We start from the raw sequence: 12,329 nt of genomic DNA, 5'->3' as shown, positions 1-12,329 counted from the left end.
GTGGGCGGGCGTTCCGGCGCTTCCATCCACCCGGTCCGCGTGTTTGTGGGCGGGCGTTCCGGCGCTTCCATCCACCCGGTCCGCGTGTTCGTGGGCAGGCGTTCCGGCGCTTCCATCCACCCGGCTCGCGCGTTTGTGGGCAGGCGTTCCGCAAGGAGGAACGGGTGGGCACAAACGCCCACCGGCCCGCAGGCGAGGAACGAGGGCATCACCCCACCGGGGGCCATGGGGCGAAGCCCCGCCAGTACACCGCCCAAGGCCCCGGGGCCAGCGGTAGGCTGACCAGGCGACATTCCGTACCCCACCCGCTCGAAGGGACCCACCCCATGCCGCTCGAAGCCGGCCTCCTGGAGATCCTCGCCTGCCCGGCCTGCCACGCCCCCCTCAAGGAGGCGGACGCGGAGCTGCTCTGCACGGCGGACGGCAAGGACTGCGGCCTCGCCTACCCCGTCCGCGACGGCATCCCCGTACTCCTCGTCGACGAGGCCCGCCGCCCCGCGTAAGGGCCCGGCACAACGACAAGAAGCGCGACCGGCGGCGCCGAAGCCACGGCCCAAGCCACCGCCCAGGCGCACCGCCCAGGCACAGCGCCCAGCGCCCAGCGCCAGGTCGCCCGGCGAATCGGAGGCCCTACCCCATGCTCGACGAATCGCTGCTCGACGCCCCCGAGGCCCTCGCCGTGGCCGACCGCCGCGGCCTCCTCCGCGGTGCGGCGGAGGCAGGCGCCCGCGTCCGCACGGCGGTGCGGCACGCCACGGAGGCAGGGCTCACGCAGCTCAAGCCGGACGGCCGCCCCCGCGCCATCCTGATCGCCGGCCCCGGCACCGCCGCCACCTGCGTGGCCGACCTGCTGGGCACCCTCGCGGGGGCGGGCTGCCCCGTGATCCGCCTCGCCCCCACCGGCGTGGCCCCCGCGGCAGGCGCCCTGCGCTGGGCGCTCCCCGGCTGGGCGGGCCCCCTGGACCTGCTGCTCATCGCCACCCCGGACGGCACGGAGCCGGGCCTCGAACTCCTCGCGGAGCAGGCCTACCGCCGCGGCTGCACGGTCGTGGCCGTCGCCCCCGCCCGCTCCCCGCTGGCCGAGGGCGTAGAGGGCTCGCACGGCCTCACGGTCCCGATGGCCACGTCCCCGTACGGGGAGTACGAAGCCCCGCACGACGGAGAGCGCGCCTCCGGGACGTACGAAGCGCGCCGCGTGGACGACGAGGCCGCCGCATCCGCCCCCGCCACCCTCTGGGCCCTGCTCACCCCCCTCCTGATCCTCCTGGACCGCACCGGCCTCATCACCGCACCGGCCGAGACCCTGGAGAAGATCGCCGACCGCCTCGACCAGGTCGCGGAGCGCTGCGGGCCCGTCGTGGCGACGTACAGCAACCCCGCCAAGACGCTCGCCGCCGAGCTCGCCGACGCCCTCCCGGTGATCTGGACCGAGGGCAGGCTCGCGGGACCCGTCGGCCGCCGTTTCGCCGCCACGCTCGCCGAGCTCGCCGGACACCCGGCGGTCGCCGGCGAGCTGCCCGAGTCGCTGCCCGCGCACGGCGCCCTGCTGGCCGGCGACCTTGCCCCGAGCGCCGACGGCGACGACTTCTTCCGCGACCGCGTCGAGGAATCCCACCACCTGCGCGCCCGCGTCGTCCTGCTCCGCGAGCGTCCCGTGGACGCCGGAGGACTCAGCGCCGCGCCCACCGCCCGCGAGCTCGCCCACGGCCACGACGTCGCGATCAGCGAGCTCGAACCGGAGGACGGCGACGAGCTGGAGACCCTCGCGGAGCTGATCGCCGTCACGGATTTCGCCGCCGTTTACCTGGCGCTCGCCCCGAGGGACCGATCATGACCCCAGCCCGGTCATGACCTGAGACCCCGCATCGCGCACCAGCGCACGCAAGCGCACGCACGTACGTAAGGGAGACCCCCTCCGTGGACCGCCTCACCAACACCATCCGCCCCTACGCCTGGGGTTCCACCACCGCCATCGCGAAGCTCATCGGCGTCGAGCCGACCGGTGAGCCGCAGGCCGAGATGTGGATGGGCGCCCACCCCGGCGCGCCATCGCGCACCGAGCGCGGCCCGCTCGACGAGGTGATCGACGAGGACCCGGGGCACGAGCTCGGCAGGGCGGCCGTCGCCAGGTTCGGCCCGCGCCTGCCCTTCCTGCTCAAGCTGCTCGCCGCGGGCGCCCCGCTCTCCCTCCAGGTCCACCCCGACCTGGAGCAGGCGAGGGAGGGCTTCGAGGACGAGGAGTACCGCGGCGTCCCGATCGACGCCCCGAACCGCAACTACAAGGACGCCAACCACAAGCCCGAACTGATCTGCGCGCTCACGGAGTTCGACGGCCTCTGCGGCTTCCGCGACCCCGTCGAGGCCGCGGACCTGCTGGCCGGTCTGGGCGTCGACTCCTTGAAGCCGTACGTCGACCTGCTGCACGCCAAGCCCGCCGAGGGCGCCCTGCGCGAGGTCCTCACCGCCGTCCTGACCGCGGACCCCGATGAGATGGCGGCGACCGTCACCGAGGTCACCGAGGCCGCCCAGCGCCTCGGCGGTGCCTACGCCCCGTACGCGGGCATCGCGCACCACTACCCCGGCGACCCCGGTGTCATCGCGGCGATGCTCCTCAACCACGTACGGCTGCAGCCCGGCGAGGCCCTGTACCTCGGCGCCGGAGTCCCGCACGCCTACCTCGACGGCCTCGGCGTCGAGATCATGGCCAACTCGGACAACGTGCTGCGCTGCGGACTGACCCCCAAGCACGTCGACGTACCCGAACTCCTGCGCATCGTCCGCTTCGAGGCGACCGAGCCCGGCATCCTGCGCCCCGAGGCGTCGCCCGACGGCGAAGAGGTCTACGAGACCCCGATCGACGAGTTCCGCCTCTCCCGCTTCGTCCTGCCCGACGGCGCCGCACCGCACGACCTCACGGCGGGCACGCCGCAGATCCTGCTCTGCGTCGCGGGCTCGGTCCGCGTGGGCGACGCCGGGGAACTCACACCCGGGCAGTCCGTGTTCGTTCCCGCGGAGGAAAAGACCGAAGTGTCCGGAGTCGGCACGCTCTTCCGTGCCACTGTGGTGGCCTGACTCACCACCAGCGCCTCGTGCTGCAACAATGACCCACCGCAAAGGGCGGGCAAAGCAGCGCCCGGTCGGCAGCGATGCCGGCGGTGGGTCAGACACGTACGCAGGCGAAGGGACAACGGGCACACATGAGCGCGTCAGGCGGAACAAAGGCGATTGTCGCGGCACTCGCCGCGAACCTCGCGATCGCGGTGGCGAAGTTCGTCGCGTTCCTCTTCAGTGGCTCGTCCTCGATGCTCGCCGAGAGCGTGCACTCGCTCGCGGACTCGGGCAACCAGGGGCTGCTGCTCCTCGGCGGCAAGAAGGCGCAGCGCGAGGCGACCCCCCAACACCCCTTCGGGTACGGGCGCGAGCGCTACATCTACGCCTTCCTGGTCTCCATCGTGCTCTTCTCGGTCGGCGGCATGTTCGCGATCTACGAGGGCTACGAGAAGATCAAGCACCCGCACGAGATCGAGGCCTGGTACTGGCCGGTCGGTGTCCTGGTGTTCGCGATCATCGCCGAGAGCTTCTCCTTCCGTACGGCGATCAAGGAGTCGAACCACACCCGCGGCAACCTCACGTGGACGCAGTTCGTCCGTCGCGCGAAGGCCCCCGAGCTGCCGGTCGTGCTCCTGGAGGACCTGGGCGCGCTCGTCGGTCTGATCCTGGCCCTCGTCGGCGTCAGCCTCGCGCTCGCCACGGGCGACGGCGTCTGGGACGGCATCGGCACGCTCTGCATCGGCATCCTGCTGATCCTGATCGCGATCATCCTGGCCGCGGAAACCAAGTCCCTGCTCCTGGGCGAGGCCGCGGGCACGGAAGAGGTCGAGAAGATCGAGAAGGCCCTGGTCGACGGCGACAAGGTCACCCGCGTCATCCACATGCGCACGCTGCACCTGGGCCCCGAGGAGCTTCTCGTCGCCGCCAAGATCGCGGTGCGGCACGACGACACGGCCGCCGAGGTGGCCGTCGCCATAAACGCGGCCGAGGAGCGCATCCGCGCGGCGGTCCCGATCGCCCGCGTGATCTACCTGGAGCCGGACATCTACAGCGAGACGGCGGCCGCCGAGGGCACGAACCCGGCGAAGTCGCCGGGCGCACACTGATCCTCGGATCTTCCGAGTACGCCGATGGGGCCCCGCACCGTGCAGGTGCGGGGCCCCATCGGCGTACAGGCAGCTGCCGCTACTGAACCTCGCGCAGCACCTCGAGGATCGCCGCCTCGTCGGGCGCCGCCTCGAGGCGCTCCCGGAAGCCGGTGTCCATCAGCTTGCGCGAGAGCAGCGCGAGAATCCGCAGGTGCTCGTCGCCGGCGGCCGCCTCCGGCACGGAGATCATGAAGATGAGCTTGGCCTTCGTACCGTCGATGGCACCCCACTCGATGCCCTCGGCCGATCGCGCGAACCCGACCACAGGCGAGGTCACCGCGTCGGTCTTGGCGTGCGGGATGGCGATCTCCTCGCCGAGGCCCGTGGTGCCCTGGGCCTCGCGGCGCAGAGCGGTCCGCACGAGCTCCTCGACGTCGTTCACCTTGCCGGTGGAGGCGAGCAGGTCCGCCATCTCGCGGATCGCGGAGTCCTTGTCGGCGGAGTCCAGCCGGACCTTGACGGTCTGCTCGGTGAGATAACCGGAGAGGACTTCGTCCTCGTCCTCGGCCGTGGGGGAGGGGGCCGCGGGAGCAGGCGCGGCGGCCTCCGCGGTCGCCGTTCGCGGGGCCGCGGACGCCCCCGACGCGACGGCTCCGGCGCCCACTCCCGCGAGCACCGGCTCGGGCCCGCCCGGCACGTCGACGACCGGCGCCCCGCGCCGCTTGCGCTCGCTGAGGTCGACGAGGGTGACGGTGGTGAGGGCGGTGACGACGGCGCCGATGGCGATCGCGATGAAGAACATCGGTACGCCACCGACGGCACCCAGAACCGCCACGATCGGCCCGCCGTGCGGCACCGCGTCCTCGACGCCCGCCTGACCGGCGATCGCACCGGCGACGGCGCCACCGAGCATGTTCGCGGGGATGACCTGTGCGGGCCGCGCGGCGGCGAACGGGATCGCGCCTTCCGAGATCCCGAAGAAGCCCATGAACAAGGCGGCCAGACCGGTCTCCCGTTCCTGCTCGCTGTAGAGCCGCTTGCGGATCAGCGTCGCGAGACCCTGGCCGAGCGGCATGACGGGGATCGCGGCGGCGCACATGCCCATGACGGTCTGGTTGCCGGTCGCGATGAGTCCCGCGCCGAACAGGAACGCCGTCTTGTTGACAGGACCGCCCATGTCGAACGCGATCATGAGCCCGAGGATCGCGCCGAGCAGGATCGCGCTGGTCCCGGTCATGCCGCTGAGCCAGCTGGTCAGATGCTCGAAGACCCACGAGATCGGCTTCCCGATCACGTAGATGAAGAAGAGCCCGAGTGCCGTCGTCGAGATGATGGGGATCACGATGATCGGCATGATCGGCTGGGCGAACTTCGGGACCTTGACCTTCTTGATCCACAGCACCAGATATCCGGCGAGGAAGCCGGTCACGATGGCCCCGATGAAGCCGGCGCCCGCCTTGGAGTCGTACAGCTCACCGGTGTTGGCGATCCAGCCGCCGATCATGCCCGGCACGAGCGCGGGCCGGTCGCCGATCGCATAGGCGATGTAGCCGGAGAGGATCGGCACCATCAGCGTGAAGCCGATGACACCGATCTGGTTGACGTGCATCCAGAAGGAGTCGTCGGGGATGACGAGCCCGCCCTTGGGGTCCGTGTGCCCGCCGAGCGACAGCGAGATCGCGATCAGCAGACCGCCGACCACGACGAACGGAATCATGTACGAGACGCCGTTCATCAGCGCCTTGTACGCGAGACTCCGCTCCTTGCCGCCCCCGCCACCGCTGGAGACCGGCTCGGCGGAACCGCCGCCACCGCCTCCGCCGTGCACCGGCGCGCTCCGCACCTGCTCGATCAGCCGCTCCGGGTGGCTGATGCCCTCGGACACCCCGACGGACAGCACGCGCTTGCCCACGAAGCGCCCGCGGTCGACGTCCTTGTCGGCGGCGATGATGATGCCGTCGGCATCCCTGACATCGTTGTCAGTCAGTACGTTCTCGGCGCCGATGGAGCCCTGCGTCTCCACCTTCATGTCGATGCCGAGGCTCTCCGCGGCCTGCGAGAGCTTCTCCGCCGCCATGTACGTGTGGGCGATACCGGTCGGACAGGCGGTCACCGCGAGCAGCTTGAGCTTCTTCGGCTCGCCGCTGCTCCCGCCTATGGGGGGATCGGCCGGATGGGTCACGTGGATCTCCTAACGCCTTCGTCAAACAAGATCGCGCAAATGTTCCCGATCTCAAGGCATCCTGCAACACATAACCGCAGGTTCAAAAGCGCAAAGGTCCCGGATCAGCGGGTCCGTGGACCCCTCCCTGACCCCCTCCGCGGTTGCCCGCCCGCTGCCGCGCCCGGGGAGGCGGGCTGGGGCTCGCTGGGCCAATCGGTGTAGCTTTGTGACCGAGCCAGACGTCGCTGCTGATGGCGGTCGGGCGGTGCCAGCACGGGCCGGCCGAGGGAGAGAGGGCCTCCGACGGACTGCGCTGCTGCGCGCCGGTGCTCTTCTGTGCCGTTGTCGCAGGTCAGCCATGTCCACCCACCCTCGATCAATCCCACGAGGAGCAGCTCGCCAATGACGACTCTCACCAACGGCCAGGACTTCAAGGTCGCCGATCTCTCCCTGGCCGAGTTCGGCCGCAAGGAGATCACCCTCGCCGAGCACGAGATGCCCGGCCTGATGTCGATCCGCAAGGAGTTCGCCGCCTCCCAGCCGCTGGCCGGCGCCCGCATCATGGGCTCGCTGCACATGACCGTGCAGACCGCCGTCCTCATCGAGACCCTGGTCGCCCTGGGCGCCGAGGTCCGCTGGGTCTCCTGCAACATCTTCTCCACCCAGGACCACGCCGCCGCGGCCATCGCCGTCGGTCCGAACGGCACCCCGGACAACCCCCAGGGCATCCCGGTCTTCGCCTGGAAGGGCGAGACCCTGGAGGAGTACTGGTGGTGCACGGAGCAGGCGCTGACCTGGCCGAACACCCCCACCGGCGGCCCGAACATGATCCTGGACGACGGCGGCGACGCCACGCTCCTGGTCCACAAGGGCGTCGAGTACGAGAAGGCCGGCAAGGTCCCCTCCGAGGACACCGCCGAGTCGGACGAGCACCGCGTCATCCTGCAGCTCCTCAACCGCACCATCACCGAGGGCTCGCAGAAGTGGACCCAGCTCGCCTCGGAGATCCGCGGCGTGACCGAGGAGACCACGACGGGCGTCCACCGTCTGTACGAGATGCACCGTGACGGCACGCTCCTCTTCCCGGCGATCAACGTGAACGACGCCGTGACGAAGTCGAAGTTCGACAACAAGTACGGCTGCCGCCACTCCCTGATCGACGGCATCAACCGCGCCACGGACGTCCTGATCGGCGGCAAGACCGCCCTCGTCTGCGGCTACGGCGACGTCGGCAAGGGCTGCGCGGAGTCGCTGCGCGGCCAGGGCGCGCGCGTGATCATCACCGAGGTCGACCCCATCTGCGCCCTCCAGGCGGCGATGGACGGCTTCCAGGTCACGACGCTGGACGAGGTCGTCGACAAGGTCGACATCTTCGTCACCACGACCGGCAACAAGGACATCATCATGGCCTCGGACATGGCCAAGATGAAGCACCAGGCGATCGTCGGCAACATCGGCCACTTCGACAACGAGATCGACATGGCCGGCCTCGCCAAGATCCCCGGCATCGTCAAGGACGAGGTCAAGCCGCAGGTCCACACCTGGACGTTCCCCGACGGCAAGGTCCTCATCGTCCTCTCCGAGGGCCGCCTGCTGAACCTGGGCAACGCGACGGGCCACCCGTCCTTCGTGATGTCCAACTCCTTCGCGGACCAGACCCTGGCCCAGATCGAGCTGTTCACCAAGCAGTCCGAGTACCCGACCGACGTCTACGTGCTCCCCAAGCACCTCGACGAGAAGGTCGCCCGCCTCCACCTGGACGCACTCGGCGTGAAGCTCACGACGCTGCGCCCGGAGCAGGCCTCGTACATCGGCGTCGAGGTAGAGGGCCCGTACAAGCCGGACCACTACCGCTACTGACCGAGCCGGCCGCCTGGCGCTCTCCGCCCAGGCCCAAGCTCACCGCAGGCCCCCGCCCACCACTCGGGCGGGGGCCTGCCCCGTGAGGGCGCGCTCGGCCCGAGGGCAAAAGAACGAGGGGGCGTTGGGCCACCAACCACCCAGGACACAGCTGGACCCGTGGCTCGTGCCCCGCGGTCTACGACCCGGACCCGGACCGGGACCTGCGCCCTGTGCCCTGTGCCCTGTGCCCTGGACCCGTGACCCGTGACCCGGGACCTGGTCCCGTGACCCGTGACCCGGATTCGTGCCCGGCGTCTGCGACACGGACCTGTGCCGTGACCTGGACCTGTGCCCTGTGCCCGTGACCTGGGCCCGGGACCTGCGCCCGTGACCTGTGACCTGGACCTGTGCCCTGGACCCGGGACCTGGTCCCGTGACCCGTGACCCGGATTCGTGCCCGGCGTCTGCGACCCGGACCTGTGCCTCGTGACCTGGTCCCGTGACCCGTGACCCGGATTCGTGCCCGGCGTCTGTGACCCGGACCTGTGGCGTGACCTGGACCCGGGACCCGTGACCCGTGACCGGGGATCTGTGCCCGGCGTCTGCGATCCGGGACCTGTGGCGTGCCCTGGACCTGTGCCCCGTGCGTGCCGTGACCCTGGACCCGTGACCCGGATCTGTGCCCGTGGGCTGCGACCCGTGACCCTGGACCTTGCCCCGGAGCCGTGACCCGCAGTCTGCCCCGGACCCGTGACCCGCGGTCTGACTCGGACCCGGGACCCGCGGTCTGTGCCCCGGACCCGTGGTCTGCGACCTTTGTCCCGTGACGCGTGACCCTGGTCTGCGGACCGGCCTGGACCCGCCGAACCCTGGCAGCCCGAATCGGGGCCGCTACGTCACTGGCAACCGCGCCTGCCACTCACAGGTACGGAAGCCACCTCGCTACCCCACCGGCACCTCGGCGACCGAAGGACTTGCTCAGCTCCGGACGACGCCCATTCCGACGCCCATTCCGAACGCCGACGCCGACGATGCCGACCACGCCCGACCTCTGCCCGACAAGGACCCGAGCCCCATGCCCCGCGGCCACTATTCGCTTCACGACACGCACGACCACACCCCCCTCGGTGAAGAACACTTCCACTGCGCCCCCGGCCCCTCCGGCTGGCGCTACGTCTCCCAGCGGACCGCCCCCTCGGGCGACCCCACCGGCTCGGTCGACCTCGCCGTAGACGAACTCGGCCGCCCCATCCGCCTCGAACTTCACTCGCGGGACTGGCAGATCCGCGCCGCAGCGATCGACGGCGTCACCTGGGTACGCACCGACCCCACCGGCACCCACGCCACCGAGGACAACGCCCCCGCGCACGCGTTCACCGGCACATCCCCCGCATTCCTCATCGCGACCACACGCCTCCTGCGCCTCACCCCCGCTTCCCCCGCGACCCGCGTCCGCCTCGTCGCCTTCACCGACCCGGTCCTCGCCCCCCGCACCCTCGACCAGTCCTGGGCCCTGCTGAAAAGCGAAGCACACGCCACTGACAACGGCCCGCTCGTCGTGGACGAATACCAGGTCACAGCCCTGGACACCGGCGAGCAGCACGCCATCCACATCACCGGCGACGTCGTGCTCTCCGCCCCCGGCATCGAACTCGAGAACCTCGAATCCCCACCCTCGACCTTCGCCTGACCCAGCCCTACGCGGGCGGCACGAACCCGGTACCGGGAGGCGCGGCTTCCGCACCCTCCTGACTCTCCTGCCCGCCCCCGGAACCGGCGGGACGGGCCGGGTAAGTCGGACGGCCCGAGTGAGAAGCAGGCTCCGGCGGCACGCCACCGCCCGGATACCCCACAGGCGCAGAAGCCCCCGGCCCAGGCGCCCCCGGCACGACGTACCCAGGCGGCACCGCATACCCCGGCCCAGCGGACCCCGCGCTACCGCTACCGCCCCCGCTCCCGCCGAAGGCCCGCCGAGCGTCCCGCACCTGCCGCTCCTGCACGACCGCGGCCAGATAGGCGGCGGGCGGAACCCCCTGCGGAGCAGGCGCCCCCGTACGTTCCGCGAGATCCCCGGCAAGCCGCTGAGCCATCGCCCCGCCCACCTGCGGATCCAACTGCCCCATCCGCGTCAGGTACTGCCTGATCGCCAGCCAAAGACCCTCAGGCACCCCGGACAGATCGAGCTCGGCGAACCGCCCCGCCAACCAGGGCGGCGGCGGAGGAACGAAACCCGAGTGCGCTGCAGGCACCCGCTCCCGCACGACAAGCGTCCCCGCGAACACGTCCCCGAGCCGCCGCCCCCGCGCCGACACCAGCGACGCGATGCACGCGACAACCCCGAACGTCAGCAGAATCTCGACGACCCCCACCGCACCCCGCACCAACGCGTGCCGGAAACGGATCGGCCCCCCGTCGTCCCGCACCACCCGCAGCCCGCACGCCGCCTTGCCCAGCGACCGCCCATGGCTGAGCGTCTCCACCGCGATCGGCCCACCGACCAGGATCAGCACAAAACTGGCGACGGCGACCGCCGCGGCCGCCGCGTCGTCCAACGACGACGTAGAAGCCACGATCCCGATGGTCACCCCCAGGTAGACCGCCCAGGCCACCACCAAGTCGATCAGTACGGCGAGCCCACGGCTCGGCAGCTTCGCCGGCCGCAGCTCGAGCGCCACCGCCTCGCCCGTCACAAGCTCACTCACGCCAACCGCCCTTCCCTGCCCTGCCCTCGGAACGGCCAGTCTGCCAAGCTGAGGCAGCATCGCGCCGCAGTACGAGGAGCAGCCACCTGATGGACCTCGACGTCTTCGTGTCCGCCCACCGAGCAGAGTGGGACCGACTCGACGCCCTGCTGCGCCGCCAGCGCCGACTCGACGGATCCGAGACCGACGAACTCGTCGCCCTCTACCAACGCACCGCGACCCACCTCTCGCTGATCCAGTCCAGCGCCCCGGACCCGCAGCTCATCGGCCGCCTCACCCGCCTGGTGGCACGCGCGCGCAGTGCGGTGACGGGCACCCGCCGCGCCTCCTGGCGCGACGTCACGCACTTCCTGACCCACGGTTTCCCCGCAGCGGTCTACCGCTCACGCCACTGGTGGGTCCCCACGGCGCTGCTCTCGACGATCCTCGCCGCTGTCATCGGCTGGTGGATAGCCACGCACCCCGAGGTCCAGTCCTCGATCGCGGCCCCCAGCGAACTGCGCGAACTCACCCGCCCAGGCGGTGAGTACGAGACGTACTACTCGAGCCACCCGGCGGCATCCTTCGCCGCCCAGGTCTGGACGAACAACGCCCAAGCAGCGGCCATGTGCCTGGTCCTGGGCGCCTTCCTCTGCTTCCCCGTGATCTGGATCCTCTTCCAGAACATGCTGAACCTGGGCGTGGGCATCGGCCTGATGTCCTCCGCCGGCCGCCTCGACACCTTCCTCGGCCTGGTCCTCCCACACGGCCTCCTGGAACTGACCGCGGTCTTCGTAGCTGCCGGCACAGGCCTGCGTCTCGGCTGGACCGTCATCGATCCCGGCCCCCGCTCACGCCGAACGGCCCTCGCCGAGGAGGGCAGAGCGGCACTCGGCATGGCGGTGGGCCTGGCCCTGGTCCTGTTCATCTCCGGCGCCATCGAAGGCTTCGTCACCCCCTCCGGCCTGCCGACCTGGGCCCGCATCGGCATCGGCATCGCCGCTGAACTGGCCTTCCTCGTGTACGTCTATGTCCTGGGCGGCAGAGCTGCACGAGCCGGAGCCACAGGCGACGTTGACCCCACGGAACGCAGCGCCACGGTGCCCACCGCAGCTTGATGTGCGTCGGACCCTGCCGAGCTGCTAGTGTCCTCGACGCCCCAGAAAAACCGTTGACACGGGAGGACTGGGGAGGTAGATTCGAACAGTTGCCTAGAGCTGGACAAGTCCAGCGGCGGCAGTTAATATCTGCCTGCTTCTTGATTCTCATAAGCCAAGAAGCCGCACCCGATAAATCAGAAACACCACGCCGGTAAGACCGGCCGAAAACTTCTGATAAAGTCGGAACCGCCGGAAAGGGAAACGCGAAAGCCGAAAGGCCGGAGCGGAAACCTGAAAGGCACCGAGGGAAATCGGACACGAAAGAGTCTGATAGAGTCGGAAACGCAAGAACAGAAACAAAGAAACACCGAAGGGAAGCGCCCGGAGGAAAGCCCGAGAGGGT

10 protein-coding genes are annotated in these 12,329 nt (G+C 70.4%); 7 read left to right on the top strand and 3 right to left on the bottom strand.

What is annotated here, in order from left to right:
* The first annotated feature begins 326 nt into the window (after window positions 1-326).
* The 4 genes from ACZ6ZP_RS37145 to ACZ6ZP_RS37130 all read left to right on the top strand — a co-directional run bounded on the left by ACZ6ZP_RS37145 (window position 327) and on the right by ACZ6ZP_RS37130 (window position 4,157).
* The gene (locus tag ACZ6ZP_RS37145; protein ID WP_351163215.1) at window positions 327-503 is read left to right on the top strand and encodes a Trm112 family protein; all 177 of its coding nucleotides are present in this window, start codon (window positions 327-329) and stop codon (window positions 501-503) included.
* A 134-nt stretch (window positions 504-637) separates the two neighbouring features.
* A complete protein-coding gene (locus ACZ6ZP_RS37140) occupies window positions 638-1,834 on the top strand; it encodes an SIS domain-containing protein (protein ID WP_351163218.1) in 1,197 nt (398 codons plus the stop codon).
* 83 nt (window positions 1,835-1,917) lie between these two features.
* Complete coding sequence (gene manA / locus ACZ6ZP_RS37135) at window positions 1,918-3,072, top strand: mannose-6-phosphate isomerase, class I (RefSeq protein WP_383827002.1); 1,155 nt, start codon at window positions 1,918-1,920, stop codon at window positions 3,070-3,072.
* A 125-nt stretch (window positions 3,073-3,197) separates the two neighbouring features.
* Window positions 3,198-4,157: a cation diffusion facilitator family transporter gene (locus ACZ6ZP_RS37130; RefSeq protein WP_351163222.1), complete on the top strand. Its 960-nt coding sequence runs from the start codon at window positions 3,198-3,200 to the stop codon at window positions 4,155-4,157.
* A 79-nt stretch (window positions 4,158-4,236) separates the two neighbouring features.
* On the opposite strand, the gene ACZ6ZP_RS37125 is transcribed toward ACZ6ZP_RS37130, so the two are convergent.
* Window positions 4,237-6,321 carry a fructose-specific PTS transporter subunit EIIC gene (locus tag ACZ6ZP_RS37125; protein WP_469410201.1) on the bottom strand — a complete coding sequence of 695 codons (2,085 nt, stop codon included), beginning with the start codon at window positions 6,319-6,321 and terminating at the stop codon, window positions 4,237-4,239.
* Between the two features lie 384 nt (window positions 6,322-6,705).
* On the opposite strand from ACZ6ZP_RS37125, the gene ahcY reads away from it, so the two are divergent.
* The gene (gene ahcY / locus ACZ6ZP_RS37120) at window positions 6,706-8,163 is read left to right on the top strand and encodes an adenosylhomocysteinase (RefSeq protein WP_351163226.1); all 1,458 of its coding nucleotides are present in this window, start codon (window positions 6,706-6,708) and stop codon (window positions 8,161-8,163) included.
* 1,057 nt (window positions 8,164-9,220) lie between these two features.
* The gene (locus tag ACZ6ZP_RS37115; RefSeq protein WP_351163229.1) at window positions 9,221-9,835 is read left to right on the top strand and encodes a hypothetical protein; all 615 of its coding nucleotides are present in this window, start codon (window positions 9,221-9,223) and stop codon (window positions 9,833-9,835) included.
* 7 nt (window positions 9,836-9,842) lie between these two features.
* Here ACZ6ZP_RS37115 and ACZ6ZP_RS37110 read toward each other — a convergent pair whose 3' ends face one another.
* Window positions 9,843-10,847 (bottom strand): RDD family protein, encoded by a 1,005-nt coding sequence (locus ACZ6ZP_RS37110; RefSeq protein ID WP_469410200.1) that lies wholly within the window; start codon window positions 10,845-10,847, stop codon window positions 9,843-9,845.
* Window positions 10,848-10,936: 89 nt separating this feature from the next.
* Between ACZ6ZP_RS37110 and ACZ6ZP_RS37105 the strand changes: the two genes are divergently transcribed.
* Window positions 10,937-11,944 carry a stage II sporulation protein M gene (locus ACZ6ZP_RS37105; RefSeq protein ID WP_469410199.1) on the top strand — a complete coding sequence of 336 codons (1,008 nt, stop codon included), beginning with the start codon at window positions 10,937-10,939 and terminating at the stop codon, window positions 11,942-11,944.
* A gap of 147 nt (window positions 11,945-12,091) precedes the next feature.
* On the opposite strand, the gene ACZ6ZP_RS37100 is transcribed toward ACZ6ZP_RS37105, so the two are convergent.
* The coding region (locus tag ACZ6ZP_RS37100; protein ID WP_469410198.1) for a hypothetical protein at window positions 12,092-12,329 on the bottom strand (238 nt) is incomplete at its 5' end.

The sequence above is a fragment of the Streptomyces sp. NPDC054047 genome, assembly GCF_055585065.1.
Note: the sequence above shows the minus strand (reverse complement) of the source record. Positions and strands in the feature narration are given on the sequence as shown.

Coding starts and splice junctions, on each gene's coding strand:
- ACZ6ZP_RS37115 (WP_351163229.1), top strand. CDS start 9,221: ATGCCCCGCGGCCACTATTCGCTTCACGACACGCACGACCACACCCCC.
- ACZ6ZP_RS37130 (WP_351163222.1), top strand. CDS start 3,198: ATGAGCGCGTCAGGCGGAACAAAGGCGATTGTCGCGGCACTCGCCGCG.
- ACZ6ZP_RS37140 (WP_351163218.1), top strand. CDS start 638: ATGCTCGACGAATCGCTGCTCGACGCCCCCGAGGCCCTCGCCGTGGCC.
- ahcY (WP_351163226.1), top strand. CDS start 6,706: ATGACGACTCTCACCAACGGCCAGGACTTCAAGGTCGCCGATCTCTCC.
- ACZ6ZP_RS37105 (WP_469410199.1), top strand. CDS start 10,937: ATGGACCTCGACGTCTTCGTGTCCGCCCACCGAGCAGAGTGGGACCGA.
- ACZ6ZP_RS37145 (WP_351163215.1), top strand. CDS start 327: ATGCCGCTCGAAGCCGGCCTCCTGGAGATCCTCGCCTGCCCGGCCTGC.